Raw genomic sequence first — 20,355 nt, 5'->3', positions numbered from 1 at the left:
GAGGAGTGCCATGAAGATTCGGCAACGGCTCACCCGCTGGCTGGCCGCCCTTCTCGGCGCGGCCGCCGTTCTGGTCGTCCCCACCCCGGCGAGCGCCGCCACCACCCTCGTCTACGCCACCTTCAAGGGCGATGCCCAGGCCGACGAGGAGCTCTGGCTCTACCAGTCGACGAACGGCGGGACGAGCTACAGCGTGCTCGCCGACACCAACTTCCACGGCCCGACCGGCGTCCTGCGCGATCCGAGCATCCTCAAGCACAACGGGCGCTACTACATCGCGTACACGGTGCAGTCCTGGACGACGAACTCGACCTACTTCAACATCGCCAGCAGCACGAACCTGACGACCTGGACGAATATCGCGAGCATCCCGTCGGGCATCGCCAACACCCGCTTCACGTGGGCGCCTGAGTTCTACGTCGAGGGCGGCACCGTCCGCGTCATCGCGAGCGTCGCCGCCACCACGTGCTCCAACTGCTTCCGCCCGTACGTGTACACCGCCCAGAACGCCGCGCTCACGTCCTGGAGCGGGCCGGCGCAGATGTGGGGCCTCGGCACCAACCACATCGACACGTACGTCGTGAAGTCCGGCAGCACGTGGCACGCGTTCACGAAGGACGAGACCGGCAAGTACATCGAGCACTGGACCACCACCGCCAACCTGACCGAGGGCTGGGTCAACCGCGGGCGCCTGTGGTCGTCCGGCTACGAGGGCCCGTCCCTGGTCCGGCTCGACAACGGCAGCTGGCGCATCTACGTCGACCGTTACAGCACCGGCGGCGGCATCTACACGGCCACCAGCACCGACCTCAACACGTGGACCGGCCTGACCTCCGTGGGCTGCTCCGGCTGCCGCCACGGCACGGCCATCCCCAAGTAAACCCGGGAGAGCACATGAAGCGTCGCACCTTGTTAACCGCGGCCGGCGCCGCCGGCGTAGGAGCGCTCCTGCGTCCCGGCGCCGCGCAGGCCGCCACCTATACCGGCTACGCGATGGCCTACTTCACCGAATCGCCCACCATGGCCGCCGCCAGCTACAACCTGCACCTCGCGGTCAGCTCGGACGGCCTCAACTGGAACCCGCTCAACCAGAACAACCCGGTCGCCGACCCCACCCAGGGCAGCGGCGGCCTGCGCGACCCGTTCATCCTGCGCAAGCAGGACGGCACGTTCGTCGTGATCGCGACCGACCTGAACGGCACCGACTGGGCGTACCAAAGTCAGTATCTGCACGTCTGGGACTCGGCCGACCTGCGCTCGTTCCGCAACTACCGGCTGCTCAAGGTGCACTCGCTGGCCACCCACGCCTGGGCGCCCGAGGCGGTCTGGGACCCGGCCCGCGGCCAGTACGCGGTCGTCTACTCCGCGGTCGTCGGCGGCCACAACGTCCTGATGGTCAGCTACACGAGCGATTTCGTCACCGCGACCACCGGCCAGGTCTTCTTCGACCCGGGCTACGACGCGATCGACGGCAACTTCGTCACCGTCAGCGGGGTGAACTACATGTACTACAAGAACAACACCAACAGCACACTGCTGGGCACCCGCTCGTCGTCGTTCAACCCCGGCAGCTTCAGCGTCTACACCGGCGCGATCGGCCCCGGCCGCGGCGTCGAGGCCCCGCAGATCGTCAAGTCGAACACGGCCAACACGTGGCACATGTGGGGCGACACGTGGAGCCCGAACGGCCGCTTCTTCTGCTGGCAGACCACCAACGTGGCCGGCGGTTCCTGGTCGTTGCTGAACGATCGCTCCTACACGCAACCGCTCAACTCCAAGCACCTCGGGATCACGCCGATCACCGCGACCGAGCTTTCCGGCCTGACTTCCACGTACGGGACCCCGTCGTGGCGCCGGATCAAGTCGTACAACTTCCCCGACCGCTATGTCCGCCACGCCAGCAACGTGGCCCGCATCGACGTCTACCCCTTCGACCCGTATCAGGACCAGCTCTGGACCCTGGTGCCCGGCCTGGCCGACTCGGCCGGGGTGTCATTCCGCTCGGTCAACTTCCCCGACCGCTACCTGCGCCACGCCAACTACGCCATGGTGCTGGCCGCGAACGACGGCACCGCCACCTTCCGCGCCGACGCCACCTTCTACCAGTCGGCCGGGTTCGCCGACTCGTCGTGGACGTCGTTCCGCTCGTACAACTTCCCGGACCGCTACCTGCGCCACTCCGGCTACGTCCTGCGGATCGACCCCATCACCAGCAGTTCCGCCACCACCGACAAGCAGGACGCCACCTTCCGCATCGGCTACTGACCCCGGCGCTTCCTGCCCAGATCACGATCGAAGGGTGAGTGGTCCCCCGCGATCGGCCGCCACCACCACGTCGAGCACGTGATCGGTGGTGTCGACGCCGTCGTCACGCCGGGTGAAGGGTGCCTCGAGGTTCACGTACCAGCCGTGGAACGTACCGTGGCGAAAGAACCACCACACCGAGTGGGCGGCCCCGGCCGGCATCAGCACCAGGATGTCGTTGTCGCGGAAGTGGTCACGCACGAGCCGGGGATCGCGCATCTCGTCGAGCGCGACATCGTGCAGGGTCCGCCCGTCCGCATCGTGCAGGATCGCGACCTCGCTCCCGGCGGCCATCCACAGCAACAGCCCCGCGTCGTCGTCGGCGACCACGAACATCGGCTTGGCGTACGTGTTGCGCCCGTCCCGCCAATATCTGCGCACGACAATTTGACCGAAAGTGAACGGCATGGCGTGACAGTAGCCGCCATGGGCGAGTTCGAACAGCAATAACGGGCGCGCCAACCGCAATTCCGGGGTCAGCGGGCCGCGATCTTGCGGGCAAGACAAGAAGCATGACAGGAAAGCTGAGTGGGAAGGTCGCCGTCGTCACGGGCGGCTCGGCCAACATCGGGAAGTTGTTCGGCGAGGCGCTGGCCGACGACGGGGCGAACATCGTCGTGCACTACAACAGTCCGCGCCGCAAGGCCGAGGCCGAGGCGGTCGTGGCCGGCCTCGAGCAGCGCGGCGTCGAGGCGATCGCGCATCAGGGCGACCTCACCGCCCCGGGGCAGATCGGCGCGCTCGTGGACGCCACGATCGCGCGGTTCGGCCAGTGGGACATCCTCGTGAACACGGCGGGCATCATCGTGCGCAAGCCGCTCGCCGAGACGACCGAGCAGGAGTACGACGCGTCGTTCGCCATCAACGCGAAGATCCCGTTCTTCCTGATGGCCGAGGCCGGGCGGCGGATGGCCGACGACGGCCGGATCGTCAACCTGGTCACGACGCAGGTGGCAGTCACGGCCGCGACCTATTCGGCGTACGCGGGCAGCAAGGCTCCGGTCGAGCACTTCACCAAGGCGTTCGCGAAGGAGGTCGGGCCGCGCGGCGTGACAGTCAACTGCATCGCGCCGGGACCGCAGAAGACGAACTTCTTCTACGAGGTCGAGAACGACGAGACGATCGCCTGGCTCAAGAGCATGACGATCAACGGCGACCTGGGCGAACCGCAGGACATCGTGCCGGTGATGCGGTTCCTGGTCGCGCCCGAGACGCGCTGGGTCACCGCGCAGACGATCTACTGCAACGGCGGCATGATCTCGCCGATCAATTGAGGGTGCCGGGCGGGCCCCGTACGGGACCCGCCCTTCAACCAAGGCTCAGCTCGCGCTGCACGAAAGCGTCGGCACGCTGTTCGTCCCGTTCCACGAGCCGAGGAAGCCGAACTGCGTGGAGCCGCCCGCGGACAGGCTGCCGTTGTAGCTGACGTTGCGCGCCGTCACGGCCGACCCGCTGCTGGTCACGGTCGCGTTCCAGGCCTGCGACACGGTCTGCCCATTCCCGTACGTCCAACTGACCGTCCAGCCCTTGATCGCGCTGCTGCCGGCGGTCACCTTGACGTCCGCCTGGAAGCCGCCGCCCCACTGCCCGGTCACCGCGTACGTCGCCGAGCAGGCGCCGGTCGGCGGGGGCGTGGTGGTCGGTGGCGTCGTGGGCGGAGTGGTCGGTGGCGTCGTCGGCGAGGTGGTGGGCGGCGTCGTCGGCGGGGTGCTGCCGAAGATCGTGGCCTGCTTGGCGGTCGCCTTGAGCCCGTTCGGGCCGTTCACGATCCGCTGACCCCACGTGGTGAGCTGAGTGGCGTCGAAGTTCGTCGTCATGTCCAGGATCGGGTCGGTGTTGCCCGACCACGACCAGCCCAGATAGCCCAGGTTGCGCTTGACCGCCTCGGACAGGATCGTCGCGTCGTCCACCTCTCCCGACGCGAACTGCCAGCCGAACTCGCCGATGACCAGCGGCCAGCCCTTGCTCTGGAACGTGTCAAGGTAGTTCACGATCGAACTGGCCGTGTTGAACACCGCGTACATGTGGATCGACAGCACCGTGTTCTTCCTCGTGTCCGCGTCGAGGATCGTCTGGCCGTTGTCGCGCATTACGTACGTCCAGTCCTGGCCCCAGTTGGGCGCGTCGATCATCAGCAGATGCTCGAATCCGTTCGTGCGCATCTTCTGAATGGCGGCCACCGTCGCCGCCGTCCACTGGCCCGGGTTGGTGTTGCCGATCGGCTCGTTACCGATGTTGATGACGACATAGTCCTCCTGGCCGACCAGCACGCTCTTGAGGCCGATCCAGTAGTTCACCGCCTGATCGAGCGTGTACGCGGCGCCGTCCTCGCCGTACCCGGTGGTGTCGTGATTCTCCAGGACGCAGATCATCTTGTTCTGCTTGCACAGCGCGATCACGTTCGTGACGTCGGCCGCCGTGTTCGCCGTCCAGCGTCCACCGCTCAGCACCACCCGTACGGTGTTGGCCCCGGCCGCCTTGATGTCGGCGAACGAGCCGGTGCGGTTCGTGTACCAGGTGTGGGCGTGGTTGACGCCCCGCATGACGAACGTCGACCCGTTGGCCTCGACGATGTTGCGGCCGACGACGTGCAGGCCGGTGGCCGCGTAGGCGGGGCCGGTGAAGAACAGAACCGCGGCGGCGGCGGTGAGCAGTGCGCTGGCGAGGACGGTGAGTTGCCTCTTCATGACCTACCTCAAAGTGGGGGGACGTGACCTACCGTCAGCGCGCCCACTTATGCGGCCTGACCAGCTCTGACGGGGTTGTGCCCCGGCCGGTGCAGCGCATCGCGCCGTTCACCGCCACCCTGCCCGGCCCGGTACGGTCTGCGGCACGGTTGCGGTGACAACACCGTAATGCCCGCCGCACTCCATCGCAATCAATCAATGCTTTGCGGTCGCCTCCGAGCACCCGGATACGCTCGCTGTCGTGATCGATCCGGCGGCCGTGACCGACATCAACACGCTGGTGGACTTCTGCGCGCTGCGCGACGTCGACACCGTGACCCGCGAATCCGTCGACATGGCCATCCTCTTCGGCGGCAGCATCCTCGCCGGTGGTGACGTGCTGGCCCAGGCGGTCGCAGCCAACGTGGCCAACCATTACATGATCGTCGGGGGCGTGGGCCACTCCACCGACGCCCTGCGCGACGCCCTGCGGCAAGAGCTCGGCTGGACCGACCTCGAAGGCCGGACCGAGGCGGCACTCTTCGACCGATACCTGCGCGACCGCCACGGCATCCGCGTCGACCTGCTCGAACAAGAGTCGACGAACTGCGGCAGCAACGTCCGCAACGCCCTGGCCGTTCTGGCTGCCGCGCGCATACCGCACCGACGGATCCTGATCATCCAGGACGCCTCGATGCAGCGCCGCATGGACGCCGGCTTCCGCCTGCACGCTCCCGACGCGCACATCGTCAACTACGCCGCCCACCGCACCCACGTCACCCAGGCCGACGGTGAGCTCGACTATTCGTCCCCGCCGATCGGCATGTGGCCGCCGGCCCGCTACCTCTCCCTGCTGATGGGCGAGATCCCCCGCCTGGCCGACAACGAGTCCGGCTACGGCCCGGCCGGCCACGGCTTCATCGCCCACGTCGACATCCCCGCCGCAGTGACCAGCGCCTACGACGCGCTGCGGGCAGCGGACATCGCCACCCCGCGCACCGCCGACAAACGCTGGGCCGACACCTGACCGCTGGAATGTGTCAGTCGGATTCGGCGGTTGCCGGGGCGAGGAGGCCGGCGAACGGGTCGGGCAGGTGGCGCCAGGCCTCTTCGCCGGTGGAGAGCTCGCCGTCGTCCAGCAGGCAGGCCGTCAGGAGGCGGGTCGTTCGCGGGACGTCGAGGCCGAGGCCGACCAGGGAGAGGACCGTCTGGCGGTCGCCGTAGTACGGGTCCCAGTCGACGTCGGCGGCCAGCCGGCGCAGACCGCTCGCCTCGTGCCGGCGGTCCTCGGACAGCGCGGCCAGCCAGCGTCCGAGCCCGCCGAGCACGATGCCACCGCCGGCCGACTCCCAGCCGATCACGGTGTCGGGTTGGCTCGCGATCCAGGCCTGGCCACGACCGCGCAGCGCCTCGCCGGCGACGGATGCCAGGGCGTCGTGCAGCCGTTCGGGGTGGAACGGGCGGCGGCTGCGGAACAGCATGGCGTTGACGCCGTACTCGCCCTCGGGGTCGTGAATGCCGATCGGGAAGCCGCACATCGCGCGGGCGAGGATGCCCGGCACGCCCGGATCGTGCCGTCCGCGGTGGCGCAGCGAGGCCGCCAGCGCCGTCACGTTGATCGAAGGTGTCGAACCGACCCGGACGTGCACCGCCCAGGGCGCGAGCCGGTGCAGCAGCGAGTCGACCCGCCCGGCCGCGAACGCGTCGTTGCCCGGCCGATCCCACACCAGCAGCGTGTCCGCGAACTCGACCTGCCGGCTGACCACATCGGCCACCCGGCGACGATCGTTCGCTGACGAATGCAGGCCACGATCGCGCAAACGCTCAATGCTGGACAGGTCGTCGAGGAAGGTGGCCGCCTCGACGACGGTCACGAACGAATCGAAACGAACAGCTTCGCTCACCTCGGTCGACGCGGCACAGGCCGCGGCCAGCGCCTCGGGCTCGACCACGGACGGGAGCGCCAGCACGATGTCGCGACCGGGCCGTTCCCGCGCGAGTCGCACGAGAGCGGGCAGCACATCCTCGCGCAGCGTGCACGACACACAACCGTGCACCAGCCGGGTTTGCGCGTTCTCGAGCACTCGCGCAGCATCGCGCACACTGCGCCGAACAACCCCTTCCCGTACGCCGGAAAGGTCGTGAGCCAGCAGCAACAGCGCCGGATCGGCCAGCAGCAACACCCGAGCGGCCGCAGCCGTGGCGGCCGACGAGAACCCAGCAAGAACAGTCACTCGAGGACGTGGATCGGTCATGCCCTCATCTTGTTGGAAATGATTCCCATTAGCAAGTCATCAACCCCCGCCATGCCCGTACGGCGTGGCGCAGCACCGCTGTCCGTTGTGGCGTCCCTGGTTGGTGGCCTCGGCGAGCATCCCCAGCCGACGTCGGCGCGCGCATCGATGACCGCTGTCTGTTCGGTAGAACCGCCGCGCCCTCCGCGTCCTCCGCGCCCTCCGCGTCCTCCGCGCCCTCCGCGTCCTCCGCGTCCTCCGCGTCCTCCGCGTCCTCCGCGCCCTCCGCGCCCTCCGCGCCCTCCGCGCCCTCCGCGCCCTCCGCGCCCTCCGCGCCTCCCGCGCCTCCGCGCCCCCGCGCCCTCCGCGCCCCGTCGTGATGGGAGGCGTCCCGCGCGATCTGATGTGAAGGAGATCTATTCACCCGAATGGCCGATGCGAGTGATCTGGATCACGTGTCAAAGTGCGCAGCGACCGCGTGATCACGCTCCGGAGGCAGCTATGGCGCACCCTCGGTACGTACCGCCCGATTGGCACCCATCACGCTCACCCGCCGACCGCCCGCTCAGCGCCGATGCTCCGGGTGCTGGGGAGGTCGCGCCCGCCACCGATGCTTCGGGTGCTGGGGAGGTCGCGCCCGCTACCGATGCTTCGCTTGCCCCCGGGGCATCGCAGGCGGCTCCACCATGGACCGTCGATGACCGAATGCCACGTCAGGGTCTTCCGTGGAAACGGCCCGGCGCTGACCCGCCGGTAGACGCGGGATCCGCGCAGTGGCCGCCGCCGGGTGTTCGCCCGGATGTGCCGCTCGGTCGCCGACCGACCATGCCCCTGCACGAACCGCCGCTGCCGGCTTGGGCCCGGCGGCCCGATAGCGATCCGCCCTATCCGCCCGAGGATCGGCTGGCGGGGCCGCGACCGTCACGGCTCGCCGGCGTCAGAGCGGCTTGGATCGCCGGGATGCAGGCAGATCCGGCAGCTTCGCAGCAGGAACCGGTGGATGAGTCCCGGGTTCGGGGTGGGCCGGCCGCCCCTGTGATGGGAGCGGCGGGCGGGCAGGCGGCGACCACAAGCAGCCGACGCCACCTGGCGCCGGAGGGCGGCGTTGCGGCGCAATCAGGCGTTGCGGCGCAGCCAGGCGTTGCGGCGCAGCCAGGCGTTGCGGCGCAACCACGCGTGGCGGCGCAATCAGGCGTGGCGGCGCAATCAGGCGTTGCGGCGCAATCAGGCGTGGCGGCGCAATCAGGTGTGGCGGCGCAATCAGGCGTGGCGGCGCAACCACGCGTCGCGACACAGCCAGGCGTGGCGGCGCAACCGGGCGTGGCGGCGCAGCCAGGCGTGGCGGCGCGGGGAGGCGTGGCGGCCGGGGGAGGGGTGGCGGCGCGGCTGGCGGGTGGGGCTGCGGCTCGCTTCGCGGAAGGGGCGGCTCGGCTCGCGGACGGCTCGGCCGATCAGCTCGGACGCGGTTCGGCGGTGCGGCCTGGAGGCGGCGCCTCTGCTGGGGCAGGGGGTCCGGCGGTCCGTCCTGGAAGCGCCGCCTCTATCAGCGCAGGGAGTCCGGCGGGCCGGTTCGGAGGCGGAATCCCCGTGAGGGCGGAAGGCTCGGCGGCCCCGGTCGTGGGTGGGGCCGCCGCGCGGGTCTCCGGGCTTCGGGGTGGGGAATGGGTGCGGGGGACGGCTGCGACCGGGGCGCGGGTTCTGCCGGTGGAGCGGACCATTGCCCGGCACCGTAGTGGGGAGTGGCCTACCGTGCGTGATCGGCGGGAGCGGAGGGCTGCGTTCGGTGAGGGGAGGCAGGACAAGAGCCGGTGGCATTGGTTGTTGCTGGTGCCGATCGTGTTGCCGCTCATGCCGGTCATCTACAACCGGGTCGATCCGACGTTGTTGGGGATGCCGTTCTTCTACTGGTGTCAGCTCGGCTTCGCGTTTCTGGCCAGTGGAGTGATCGCTTTCGTGCACAAGAAGGTCACCGCGGCGAGGAAGCAGGGCGGCAAGACGGTCGCCACGGCCGGTGAGAGGGTCGGATGAGCACCCAGCTGACCGTCTTCGTGGTGGTGTTCGGTGCCGTAGCGGTGATGGGGTTCGCGGCGGCGCGGTGGCGGCGGCCCGATTCGATTCACACGCTCGAGGAGTGGGGACTGGGCGGCCGCGCGTTCGGCAACTGGGTGACGTTCTTCCTGCTCAGCGGGGACGTCTACACGGCCTACACCTTCGTGGCCGTGCCGACCCTCGTCTACGGGATGGGGGCGGCGGGGTTCTTCCCGGTGCCGTTCCTCGTGATCGTCTATCCGATGCTGTTCGTGGTTCTTGCGCGTTTCTGGTCGGTCTGCCACGTGCACGGTTTTGTCACGCCGGCCGAGTTCGTCCGGGCGCGGTTCGGCTCGCGGGGCATCGGGACGGCGGTCGCCCTGCTCGGCATCGTCGCGACCATGCCGTACATCGCCCTGCAGTTGATCGGCATGGAGGCCGTCTTCGAGGTCATGGGCCTGCCCAAGGGCTGGCCGCTCACACTCGCCTTTGTCGTGCTGGCGCTCTACACGTTCAACTCGGGGCTGCGCGGTCCGGCGCTCGTCTCCATCGTGAAGGACGCGCTGATCCTGTGGGCCGTGCTGGCGGTGCTCATGATCGTCGCGATGACGCCGGGGCAGTGGGACACCATTTTCCGGATCGCGGAGAACCGGTACGCGATCACCCCGCGTACGGATGACGGTTTGGTGTTGCCCGTCCAGAGCCAGTTGAATTACGTCACCCTGGCGCTCGGTTCGGCGGTCGCGTTGTTTCTTTACCCGCATACGCTCACCGGAGTGCTCGCTTCGCGCAATCGGAGCACTTTGCGGCGCAACTTGGCCGTCCTGCCGATCTATACGCTCACTCTCGGCGTGCTGATGCTGGTCGGGTTCGCCGCCCTCTACAGCGGCGTCCAACCGGTCGGCGGCAATGCGAACACCGTCGTGCCGCAATGGTTCAACGAGAACGCACCCGCCTGGAGCGCGGGCCTGGCCTTCGCGGCGATCGGGGTGGGGGCCATGGTGCCCGCCGCGATTATGTCGATCGCGGCGGCCAACCTGTTCACGCGCGACATCTACCGCGTCTATCTGCGCCCGTACGCATCAGCACGCGAGGAGACGTACGTGAGCAAGTCTGTCTCTTTGACGGTCAAGTTCGGTGCGCTGCTCATTCTGCTGTTGCTGAACACGCAGTTCGCGATCGACCTGCAGCTCATCGGCGGGGTCGTGATCATGCAGACGTTGCCCGCGGTGGCGCTCGGCCTCTACACGAACTGGTTCCACCGGTGGGCGCTCGGTCTCGGGATGGGCGCCGGGCTGGTGCTCGGTTTGTTCATGCTCTGGCAGGTGCCCAAGCTCGGCGGCGCCGACGGTCGTCAGGTCGTCCGCGAGCATTTCGGCGGCTCGGCCTGGCCGCTGGACAACCTCGGCTTCGACACCCAGGCGGCCATCTACGTCGGCATCGTCGCGCTCGCGGTCAACCTGCTCGTCGCGGTTGCTGCTACCCCAGTGCTGCGCGGCCTGGGTGTTGCGGACGGCCGCGACCTGACGAGGGAGCACGACTACGTCGCCGACGAGGGCGATCCGACCGTACGGCGAATGACCGAGATCATCGACGGCGAGCCGGTCCCCGAGGAGAAGCCGACGTCGTTCTTCACCCCGGTCGGCCCACGCCGGGGGACGCCGTCGGCGCAGGATGACGATCCGTCGCGCAGGGCCTATCCCCGCCTGTGAAAACCCGAGATGCGGGGTGCGCAGCTGACGAGCGAGGATGCGCAATTCGTTGAGCAAGGGTGAGCGGGTGTAGAGCGAGGTTGCGCGGGTGTTGAGCGAGGTTGCGCGGGTGTTGAGCGAGGTTGCGCGGATGGCGGTCGGGTGTGCGCGGGCGTTGGGCGAGGTTGCGCGGTGGCGGTCGAGTGTGCGCGCGTGATGCGTAAGGGTGCGCGGTGGCGGTGGGGTGTGCGCGGGCGTTGAGCGAGGTTGCGCGGGTGGCGGTCGGGCGTGCGCGCGTGATGGGCGAGGGTGCGCCGTGGCGGTGGGGTGTGCGCAGGCGTTGAGCGAGGTTGCGCGGGTGGCGATCGGATGAGCGAGGGCGTGGGGGTGATTGAGGGCGTGCGGGCCGGAAGTGAGTCCGGCGGGGGCGAGCGGCCTGCAAAGCGGGCGGCTGGGAAAAGTTAGGATCTCTGGGAACCTCGCACGGTGCGGGTGCGTGTATCGGGCATGGTGGTTCCGACGATGTCCCCGGCAGAGCCGCTCGCGGCCGGTGAGATTCGCGAGTTCGAGGCGTTCTATCGGGCGAACGTCGACCGGGTGTATCGTGCGCTGGCGGTGACGTTGCGGCGCGACGAGTTGGCGCAGGAGGCCGTCGACGAGGCCATGGCCCGGGCCTACGCGAAGTGGTCCACGGTCGCCACGCTCGACAATCCGGCCGGCTGGGTCTTCCGGGTCGGGCTGAACTGGGCGACTTCGTGGTGGCGCAAACTCCGCCGGGAGACCCCGCCGATCGACGGCGTGGACCACCCGGTCGCGGATGCGGCACCCGACGGCACGTTGCTGGCCCTGGCCGCGCTGCCGTTGCCGCAACGCGCGGTCATAACGTGTCGCATCCTGCTCGACCTGTCCACCGCCGAGACGGCCGAGGCCCTCGGGCTGACCGAGGGGACGGTCAAGAGCCGGCTCTCCCGTGGCCTGGCCGCCCTCCGCACCGAGCTGAGCATCGAGGAGTGAGCATGGACCGGATCCCGTCCGACGTCGAGGTCGCCGTGCGCGCCGCGGGGGAGAACAGCCGCCCGTACGCGGGGGAGCTGCCCGCCGTCTACCGCCGCGCTCGCCGTCGTCGCGCCAAGCGCCGGGCCGCGGCCGCCTTCAGCGCGGTCGCCGTGGTGGCCGGGCTCGTCGGCGGTGGCCTCGCCGTGCGGCAGCACAGCCAGGTCACACCCGCTCTCCAGCCCGCCCACCGGCCTCCCGTCGAGCCCACGCCCAGCGGCCCGGCCCAGCGGCTCGTCCTCTCCGGAGCCGCCGGCCAGTACGTCACCGCGCAGCAGAGCGACCCGATCGAGCTCGGCGGCGGCCTGGTCGTTGGCGAGCTGACCCCCGACGGCCGGATCGTCCCGCACCAGGTCAGCGGCGTCGACGACTACGACAAGGCGATCGTGCTGCCCGACGGGCGGATGGTCGCGCTCGGCGAGAACGCCGCCCAGGGCCAGACGCTCCTCGAGGTCGAGTTGCCCGGCGGGGATGGAGTGCAGCGCGACATCCGGCGCGCGGGCGAAGAGGTCAGCCTGGTCGCGGCGACCGGCACCACGGCCTACCTGTGGCGGCCGCAGGGCCTCGTCGCGTTCGACCTCACCAGCGGCCTGGAAAGGCTGGTTATCCACTCCTTGTCCGAGTCGATCGCCGCGTCCGACGTGGTGGGGGACAAACTCGTCGCCGCCGAGTCGGCCGGGCCCTGCCGCCCGATGACCTTCGACCTGGTGTCGCTGTCGGCCCAGCGGGTCCTGCCCCTCCCGCGGGGCTGCCGGAGTCTCGACGCGCTGCGCTTGTCGCCGTCGACCGGGCGCGTCGCCGTGACATACCGGACAAGCAACGCCGTACGGGTCGCCGTGCTCAGCACCGAGGACGGGAAGATCCTGGCCGATCGTGCGGCGGCAACGATCGGTGGCAAGGCCAAGCCGGTGACCGTCGACGCCGCGTGGCTGGACGAGCGCAATCTGAGCGTGGTGGCCGTCCCGAGCGGACCCGGACTGCACGTCCTGAAGCCGTTCACGATCCCCACCTGAACGACGGCGTCCACCAGTTCGCGCGGCCGGCGAGACGCATGAGCGACGGCACGAGCACCCCGCGGATGATCGTCGCGTCCACGATGATCGCCACGGCGGTGCCCACCCCGATCATCTGCAGATACATGACCTCGCCGGTCGCGTACAGGGAAAATGAGACGGCCAGGATCGCGGCGGCCGCGGTGACCAGCGGGGCGCTGCGCTGCAGTCCCTCGAGCACCGCGCGGGTGTTGTCGCCCGTCCGCTCGTAGCGTTCCTTGATGCGCGAGAGCAGGAAGACCTCGTAGTCCATCGACAACCCGTACGCGACACAGAACATCAGAATCGGGAACGCGGGGTCGAGCGTGCCGATCGGGGTGAACCCGAGCAGGTTCGCGAACGCGCCGTTCTGGAAGACGGTCACCAGCACCCCGTACATGACGGCCAGGCTGAGCAGGTTGAGCACCGTCGCTTTGACCGGGATGAGCAAACTGCGCGACATCGCGAACAACACGGCGAACGAAATGGCCAGGATCAGCACCGCCACGATCGGGATGCGGCTGGTCAAAGATGCGCGAAAATCGCTCAGTTCGGCCGGGAAGCCGCCCACTGTCGCGCCGGGCGCCAATGCCCGTACGGCGGCGACTAGCTCGGGAACGTCGGTGCCGGCGAGCGCCTCCCGGGTTGGCACTGCCTCCAGCCGTACGGCGGAAGGGCTGGTCAGCGCGGCCGGATCGCTGAACGCGCGTCGGTAGGCGCCGGCGGTGAACACGCCCGCGGGGGAGTTGACCTGCGCGATCCCCGGGATCCGGGACAGCGACGAGGCCAGCTGGGCCGGGTCGGTGCCGATGGGGGCGATCACTTGGAGGGCGTCGTTCGGCTCGGTGGGGAGGTGGGCTCGCAGCAGGTCGTAGGTCTGCCGGGTCGAGGCGGTCGGCGGCAGCACGCGGTCGTCGGGCAGGCCGATCCGCAGGCCCAGGGCGGGGGCGCCGAGCACGCCGACCAGCACCAGGCCGGCCGCGGCGAACAGGATCGGGCGGCGCATCACGCGGGCGCCGAGCCGATACCAGAAGCCGTTGTTGTCCACCGGTGGCGGATTGCGGCGCAGGGCGCGCGGACCGAGCACTGCGAGCGCGGCGGGCAGGATCGTGAGCGCGCCGAGCACGGCCATGATCACGACCAGGACGCCGGCGTAGGCGAACGAGCACAGGAACGCGAACGGGAAGACGAGCAGCGCGGACAGCGAGGCCGCGACCGTGAGCCCGCTGAACACGACTGTCCGGCCCGCCGTGCGTACGGTGATCGCGGTGGCCTCATCGACGGCCGCGCCCCGGGTCAGCTCCTCGCGGAAACGCGCAATCACGAACAGCCCGTAATCGATGCCCAGGCCCACCCCCATGACCAGCGTGATGTTCGCGGCGAACGTCGACACCTCGGTGAAACGCGCAAGAACGCGCAACAGGGCGAGCGTCCCGAACACCGCGAACAGGCCGACCCCGAGCGTCAGCAGGGCGAGCCGCACCCGTCGATAGAGCAAGATCAAGAGCACGAACATGAGCGGTACGATCAACGCCTCCGCGCGCAGGAAGTCCGAAGCCGCACGTTCGCTCACCTGACTCGAGACGGCCTCGCTGCCCCCTACGCGCACCGCGATCGGGCCCTCGCTTGTCGTGTACGCGGGCAGGACGTGCTCGCGGATCCAGGTGCGCGCGGTGGTGGCGTCGCCCTCGACGTGCGCGAGGATGACCGCGTACTGACCATCGGGGCTGCGCATCGTCGGGTCGTTGCCGCGCGACCAGTACGACCAGACATCGGCGACTCGGTCCTCCGCGGCCAGCCGGGCCTCGACCCGTGCGGCCGCCGCACGCACGTCCGGGCCGTCCACAGGGGAAGCATCGGTAGCGGCGGAGTCACCGGGTGCGGGTGCGGGTGCGCCGGTTGCGGGGGCGGGGGCGCTGAATGCGGGGACGCCGGTTGCGGAGGCGGCGGAAGCAGGGGGAGCGGCGGCAGTGCCTGGTGCGGGGGAAGTGTGGCTAGCCGAAGGGTCAGGCGTGGAAGCGCCAGAAGCAACAGGGGCGGGAGAGCGGGGAGCGCCGGAATCGGAGGGTGTCGGGGGTGCAGGGTCGGCGGGGGCGGGGGCGGCGGAAGCAGGGGGAACGCCGGCAGTGCCGGGTGCGGGGGCGGCGGAGGCGCCGGAGGCGCCGGGAGTGGCCGGCGCGGTGGTAGGGCCGGGGGCGGTCGGAGCGAGGGATGTGCCAGGGGTGGTGGGAGCCGTGGAGTCGGTAGTAACCAACAGGATGAGGTTGGCGTTGCCGGTGGTGAAGTTGCGGGCGAGCAGCTCTTGGGCGCGAACGGATTCGGTGCCGGGGGCCTCCCAGCGGCTCAGTACGAAAGAGCTCAGAGCGCCTGCGGCCACAACCGCGCACACAACGGTGATGAGCAGGCCGAGGGCGAGAATCAAGCGGCGGTGGCGGAAGATCGGCATGTTAGCCTCTCCGGGGCTACGAAAATACGAGCGACTGTTCGTGTTCCGGAGATTACGAGTGATCGCTCGTATTCGTCAAGGGGGTGAGATGCCGCCTGTCCGCCGCCAGGCTCGCGGTGAGCGCCGCATCGCCGACGTTCTGGATGCGACGCTGGCTCTGTTCGCCGAGGTCGGCTATGAGAAGACCTCGACCAATGCGATCGCCGCCCGGGCCGGGATGTCGCCGGGCTCGCTCTATCAGTACTTCCCGAACAAGGAGGCCATCGCCGAGGCCTTGTCGCAGCGTCTGGTCGAGGAGTTGCGGGCCGCTCACACGACGGCGTTCGGCGAGGCCGACGTGACCGGCCTGCCGCTGGCCGAGCTGATCTCGCGCGTGGTCGACCCGCTGGTCGCCTTCAACGTGGCCCACCCGGGGGCCAAGGCGCTCTTCGGCAACGCCGCGATGCCGGCCGCGCTGGCCGCCGGGAGCCGTCCGCTGCAGTCGGCCGTCACCGGGCGGGTGGCGGCGATCATCCGCGCTCGCTCACCGGAGCTGCCGCTGCCCGACGCCGAGCGTACGGCGATGGTCGCGGTGCAGATCGTGGCCGCCCTGATGGGCCCGATCGTGGCCGCCGAGGGCGACGAGCGCGCGGCCCTGATCGCCGAGCTCAAGCGGGCCCTGGTCGGCTACCTCGAGTCGGCGGAGCGGTAGGAGGCCTGGTCGAAGTCGGCGTATGCGCCCTCGCGACCGAGATCCTGCACCCACAGCCCCACGAAGGCGCCGGTGAACCCCCAGGCGGCGGGCTCGCCGTCGATGACTCGGGCCGCATACTCGTCGGACAGGGTTGTGGCGTCGAGGATCGGGCCGGTTGCCTGCCATGGGGCGCCGGGCAGGGCGTACGCGAACGTCAGGGCCGGGCCCTCGAGGTGCAGGCGCAGGTGCACCGGGCCGGGCGCGGGGATCGGGGCCCGCACGCCGGGCACGATCGTCACGTTGCCGCTGTCGCAGGCGAGCAGGTCGAGCACCGGGGTGCCGTCGTCGTCGGCCGTGACGTGCAGGTAATACCAGTTGCGGGAGTTGTAGTAGGCGGTGATCCCGGCCAGCTGGCGATAGTTGCGCGGCTCGAACTGCATGGTCGCCTCGAACGCGCAGTCGGTGGCGACCACCCGCCGGGCGACCAGGCTCGGCTTGTGCCGGCCCATCGGCGAGAAGCCGCCGTATATGCGCAGATGCGACGGGCGCTCGGTCAGCGTCACCCAGTCGGGCGTGGCCGGGCGGCGCAGCGTCGACCAGTTGACGCCCAGCGTGGGGTCGTCGAAGGGGTCGTCCTCGTGCTGCTCCGACGACACCGGCCGGGTCTCGGGCACCTCGACCCCGCGCGGCGCGGGCACCGACGTGGCCGGCACCTGGTCGGCGATGCATGGCCAGCCGTCGGCGGTCCAGGTCACCTCCTGGATGGCCGATTCGCGGCCGAGCACGCACCGGCCGAGCGGCGAATACGGCCGGGCGACCAGATGCGCCAGATACCACTGGCCGTCGGGGGTGTCGACGAGGCTGCCGTGCCCGGCCTTCTGCAGCTCGAGCGACGGGTCGCCGGCCGAGCTGAGCATCGGGCCGGACGGGTCGGCCAGATAGGGCCCGAGCAGGTGGCTCGAGCGCGCGACCGTGACCTGATGCGCCCAGCTCGTGCCGCCCTCGGCGGTGACCAGGTAATACCAGCCGTCCTTGCGATAGAGGTTGGGCGCCTCGGTCACGGCGGCCGACGTGCCGGTGAAGATCAGGTGTTCGGGGCCGACGAGCCTGCGGGCCGCCCGGTCGTACTGCTGGATCGAGATGCCCGCGAAGCGGTTCCGGCCGGGCCGCCAGTCGGCCACCATCGACAGCATCCACGTCGTGCCGTCGTCGTCGTGGAACAGCGACGCGTCGAAGCCGCGGCCGTGCAGCACCACCGGGTCGGACCACGGCCCGGTCGGCGTGGGCCCGGTGACCAGGTAGTTCTGCGGGTCCCAATAGCCGCCCGCAAACGTCGCCACGTCGGAGTAGAGCAGGTGGAACTCGCCGTGCGCGTACGAGAGGTTGGGTGCCCACACGCCGTTCGAGTCGCCGGTGCCGGTCAGGTCGAGCAGCCGCTTCTCGTTGAGCGCGCCCCCGAGCGGCGTCCAGTCGACCAGGTTGGCCGAGTGATGCACCCGTACGCCCGGGAACCACTCGAACGTCGAGGTGGCGATGTAGTAGTCGGTGCCCACGCGCAGGATCGACGGGTCGGGGTGGAATCCCGGCAGCACCGGGTTGCTGATCTGGCGCAGCGCCGTCCTGGCGATGGTCATGAATGGTCCCCTCGACGCTGGGCCGCAACTTCCGGACTCTATCGCAAGTTCCGGCCGTACGGGGTGGCGCCGCGATGCCACCCTGTAGAGATGGATCACGATGCAGTCGCCGCCTGGCGGGCCGCGGGCGCCCGGCTGATCCCGGTCACCGCGGGCGTGCTGCACTCGATGGCCGACACCGGCGAGAAGCGTCTCATGCCGAAGGCCGCACCCCGGTAATCCTGAAGTCGGCCGCCGATCGTCCGATCTTTCCTCCCGATGAAGACGGGAGGTCAGGTGGAGACTGCGGCCCGCCTGTTGTGGCGTGACACCACCCTTCGCGTTCTCACGGGCATCACCCTGCTCGGTTGTGCGCTCTTCTTCCTGCTCGACGGCGATCCCGTACGCCAGGTGCAGGCGTACTGGGCGTTCCAGGTCCCGCTGGACGCCGCGCTCGCGCTCGGTTCCTGGCGCCTGCGCGCGATCGCGCCCGAGCGGTTCCGGCGGTTCTGGTCGATGCTGACGTTCGCCGGCCTTTGCTTCACCGTCGGCGACACGACCCAGACGATCCTCAGCCTGCTCGCGCCGGGCATTCCGTCGATGAACGGCGGGCTGGTGCAGACGGCGTTCTTCGCGGTCGGCATGAGCAGCAACGTCATCGCCTGTTTGATCTTCCCGCAGGGCCTGACAACGCGGCGTGAGAAGTCGATCTTCTGGCTCGACGCGACCACCGTCATCGTCGGCGGCGGCGTCACCGCGTGGTGTTTCGCGGTCAACCCGCTCGGCAGCGCCCACACCGACGGCGTGACGGCCGGCCTGACCGCGGCGCTCGTCGTCGTCGCCGCGTTCGCGGCCACCAAGGTCGCCCTCATCAAGGTGCCGCCGATGGCCCGGATCGCCGCCTGGCCGATGGTGGCCGCCGCCGGCATCCAGGGCATCACCACGTTCCTGCCCGGCGACTTCCAAGAGACCGGCCACCCGTACGTCTTCACGATCCGGCTCGCCCCGTCGCTGCTCATCGCGGCCGGGCCGTGGATCCAGGCGATCGTGGTGCGCAGCGGTCGGACGGCCGGCGCCGTCAAGCGCCGTCCCTACAGCCTGCTCCCGTACGGGATGATCGGGCTGACGTTCGTGATCTTCTTCGCGATGCTGCCCGATCACGCCTCGTCCCAGCTCTGGGGCGCGGCCATCGGTGTCGTCGTGACCAGCTGCCTGGTCGCCGGGCGCCAGCTCGTCGCGTTCCACGACAACATGCAGCTGATCGACCGCCTCGACGTGGCGCTCGACGAGGTGCGCGGGCACGAGGCGCAACTGCGCGCACAAGCGTCCACCGACGGGCTGACCGGCCTGGCCAACCGCACCCGCTTCTCGGCCCTGCTGGCCGACGGCCTGGCCGACCCGGACGGCGTGGCCGTGCTGCTGATCGACCTGGACGACTTCAAGACGGTCAACGACACCCTCGGGCACGCCGCGGGCGACGCGCTGCTGGTGAGCGTTTCCGCGCGGTTGCGCGAAGCCGTGCGTACGGACGACGTGGTCGCGCGGCTCGGCGGCGACGAGTTCGCCATCCTGCTGCTCGGGGCCGACGCCGCCGCGGCGGGCCGGGTCGCCGACGACATCCAGCGCCGGCTCTCCGAGCCCATGGACGTCGGCCAGCACGTGCTGGTCACCCGGGCCAGCGTCGGCGTGGCCCGCCCGCGACCCGGCGACGACCCGTCAGTGCTGCTCAGCAACGCCGACATCGCCATGTACGAGGCGAAGCGGCGCGGCAAGAGCATGTGGGTCGAATACACCGACGCGATGGGCGCGCGGATCAGCGCCGAGGCGTTGCTCAGCCGCGAGATGGCCCAGGCCGTCGAGCGGGGCGAGTTCACGTTGCTCTACCAGCCGATCGTGCGCCTCGGCGACGGCGCGCTGACCGGTGTCGAATCGCTCATCCGGTGGAACCATCCGACCCGCGGGCTGATCGCGCCGAGCGAGTTCATCCCGGTCGCCGAGCGTACGGGCCAGATCGTCGCCATCGGCCGCTGGGCGCTGCGCGAGGCCTGCCGCCAGGCCGCGGAGTGGCGGCGGGCCCACCCGGCCGCGCAGCACCTGGTCGTCGGGGTGAACGTGGCCGGCCGCCAGCTGCGCGAACCGGGCTTCGTCGACGAGGTCGACGCCGTGCTGGCCGAGACCGGCCTGCCCGCGTCCTGCCTGAACATCGAGGTCACCGAGACGGCCGTGTTCGACGACGAGGAGTCGACCGAGGTGCTGTTCGACCTGCGCGGCCACGGCGTGCGCCTGTCGCTGGACGACTTCGGCACCGCCGCGTCGTCGCTCGGCCTGCTGCTGACCACCCCGGTCACCTCGCTCAAGCTCGACCGCTCGTTCGTCGAGTCGATCACGACCGTCGGGCGGCAGGCCGCGGTGGCCAACGCGGTCAGCCAGATGGCCGCCTCGCTCGAGCTGGCGTCGGTGGCCGAGGGCATCGAGACCGTCGAGCAGCGGGCCCTGCTGGAGGATCTGGGCTACCACTTCGGCCAGGGCTACCTGTTCGCCCGCCCGTTGCCCCCGGCCGAGATCGGCTCGGCCTGGCTGAGCGGCCGGGTGGACAACTCGGTGGCCGGTTAGCCC

Annotated in this window: 17 protein-coding genes; 12 read left to right on the top strand and 5 right to left on the bottom strand. The window is 70.0% G+C overall.

Features of this window, described 5'->3' with window-relative positions:
* The first annotated feature begins 10 nt into the window (after positions 1-10).
* Positions 11-880: a family 43 glycosylhydrolase gene (locus JKJ07_RS36710; protein ID WP_202996573.1), complete on the top strand. Its 870-nt coding sequence runs from the start codon at positions 11-13 to the stop codon at positions 878-880.
* A gap of 14 nt (positions 881-894) precedes the next feature.
* Positions 895-2,265, top strand: coding sequence for a glycoside hydrolase family 43 protein (locus JKJ07_RS36705; RefSeq protein WP_202996572.1), 1,371 nt, complete (start codon positions 895-897; stop codon positions 2,263-2,265).
* Between the two features lie 21 nt (positions 2,266-2,286).
* Here the strand turns inward: JKJ07_RS36705 and JKJ07_RS36700 are convergent, their stop codons facing one another.
* Entirely contained in the window at positions 2,287-2,712 is a 426-nt protein-coding gene (locus JKJ07_RS36700; protein ID WP_202996571.1) for a ribonuclease FAU-1 family protein, read from the bottom strand.
* A gap of 104 nt (positions 2,713-2,816) precedes the next feature.
* Between JKJ07_RS36700 and JKJ07_RS36695 the strand changes: the two genes are divergently transcribed.
* Positions 2,817-3,578 carry an SDR family oxidoreductase gene (locus JKJ07_RS36695; RefSeq protein ID WP_202996570.1) on the top strand — a complete coding sequence of 254 codons (762 nt, stop codon included), beginning with the start codon at positions 2,817-2,819 and terminating at the stop codon, positions 3,576-3,578.
* Between the two features lie 45 nt (positions 3,579-3,623).
* Here JKJ07_RS36695 and JKJ07_RS36690 read toward each other — a convergent pair whose 3' ends face one another.
* Positions 3,624-4,991, bottom strand: a complete 1,368-nt coding sequence (locus JKJ07_RS36690; protein ID WP_202996569.1) for a cellulase family glycosylhydrolase — start codon at positions 4,989-4,991, stop codon at positions 3,624-3,626.
* A 241-nt stretch (positions 4,992-5,232) separates the two neighbouring features.
* Here JKJ07_RS36690 and JKJ07_RS36685 point away from each other — a divergent pair, with 241 nt between their 5' ends.
* Entirely contained in the window at positions 5,233-5,997 is a 765-nt protein-coding gene (locus JKJ07_RS36685; protein WP_307834592.1) for an ElyC/SanA/YdcF family protein, read from the top strand.
* A 13-nt stretch (positions 5,998-6,010) separates the two neighbouring features.
* Here JKJ07_RS36685 and JKJ07_RS36680 read toward each other — a convergent pair whose 3' ends face one another.
* On the bottom strand, positions 6,011-7,225 hold the full coding sequence (locus JKJ07_RS36680) for a CobW family GTP-binding protein (RefSeq protein WP_202996568.1): 1,215 nt from the start codon (positions 7,223-7,225) through the stop codon (positions 6,011-6,013).
* A 1,084-nt stretch (positions 7,226-8,309) separates the two neighbouring features.
* Between JKJ07_RS36680 and JKJ07_RS36675 the strand changes: the two genes are divergently transcribed.
* The 5 genes from JKJ07_RS36675 (at position 8,310) to JKJ07_RS36655 (ending at position 12,989) form a co-directional block, all read left to right on the top strand.
* On the top strand, positions 8,310-8,795 hold the full coding sequence (locus JKJ07_RS36675) for a hypothetical protein (RefSeq protein WP_202996567.1): 486 nt from the start codon (positions 8,310-8,312) through the stop codon (positions 8,793-8,795).
* Between the two features lie 236 nt (positions 8,796-9,031).
* On the top strand, positions 9,032-9,232 hold the full coding sequence (locus JKJ07_RS36670) for a DUF3311 domain-containing protein (RefSeq protein WP_307834612.1): 201 nt from the start codon (positions 9,032-9,034) through the stop codon (positions 9,230-9,232).
* Entirely contained in the window at positions 9,229-10,944 is a 1,716-nt protein-coding gene (locus JKJ07_RS36665) for a sodium:solute symporter family protein (RefSeq protein ID WP_202996565.1), read from the top strand. The genes JKJ07_RS36670 and JKJ07_RS36665 overlap by 4 nt, the downstream gene beginning before the upstream one ends.
* A 501-nt stretch (positions 10,945-11,445) precedes the next feature.
* Entirely contained in the window at positions 11,446-11,937 is a 492-nt protein-coding gene (locus JKJ07_RS36660) for an RNA polymerase sigma factor (protein WP_202996564.1), read from the top strand.
* A gap of 2 nt (positions 11,938-11,939) precedes the next feature.
* The gene (locus tag JKJ07_RS36655) at positions 11,940-12,989 is read left to right on the top strand and encodes a hypothetical protein (protein ID WP_202996563.1); all 1,050 of its coding nucleotides are present in this window, start codon (positions 11,940-11,942) and stop codon (positions 12,987-12,989) included.
* On the opposite strand, the gene JKJ07_RS36650 is transcribed toward JKJ07_RS36655, so the two are convergent.
* Entirely contained in the window at positions 12,973-14,853 is a 1,881-nt protein-coding gene (locus tag JKJ07_RS36650) for an MMPL family transporter (RefSeq protein ID WP_202996562.1), read from the bottom strand. The genes JKJ07_RS36655 and JKJ07_RS36650 overlap by 17 nt on opposite strands.
* 688 nt (positions 14,854-15,541) lie before the next feature.
* Here JKJ07_RS36650 and JKJ07_RS36645 point away from each other — a divergent pair.
* Positions 15,542-16,144 carry a TetR/AcrR family transcriptional regulator gene (locus JKJ07_RS36645; RefSeq protein ID WP_202996561.1) on the top strand — a complete coding sequence of 201 codons (603 nt, stop codon included), beginning with the start codon at positions 15,542-15,544 and terminating at the stop codon, positions 16,142-16,144.
* Here JKJ07_RS36645 and JKJ07_RS36640 read toward each other — a convergent pair.
* Entirely contained in the window at positions 16,120-17,760 is a 1,641-nt protein-coding gene (locus JKJ07_RS36640; RefSeq protein ID WP_202996560.1) for a glycoside hydrolase family 43 protein, read from the bottom strand. The two genes, JKJ07_RS36645 and JKJ07_RS36640, sit on opposite strands and share 25 nt — an antisense overlap.
* A 90-nt stretch (positions 17,761-17,850) precedes the next feature.
* On the opposite strand from JKJ07_RS36640, the gene JKJ07_RS51335 reads away from it, so the two are divergent.
* Both JKJ07_RS51335 and JKJ07_RS51985 read left to right on the top strand, forming a co-directional pair.
* Entirely contained in the window at positions 17,851-17,979 is a 129-nt protein-coding gene (locus tag JKJ07_RS51335; protein WP_268919353.1) for a hypothetical protein, read from the top strand.
* A 57-nt stretch (positions 17,980-18,036) separates the two neighbouring features.
* Entirely contained in the window at positions 18,037-20,352 is a 2,316-nt protein-coding gene (locus JKJ07_RS51985; protein ID WP_202996559.1) for a putative bifunctional diguanylate cyclase/phosphodiesterase, read from the top strand.
* Positions 20,353-20,355: the final 3 nt, after the last annotated feature.

This window comes from Paractinoplanes lichenicola, assembly GCF_016785085.1.
Lineage (GTDB): Bacteria > Actinomycetota > Actinomycetes > Mycobacteriales > Micromonosporaceae > Actinoplanes > Actinoplanes lichenicola.
The sequence above is the reverse complement of the archived record's forward strand: the minus strand, read 5'-3'. Positions and strand labels throughout refer to the sequence as shown.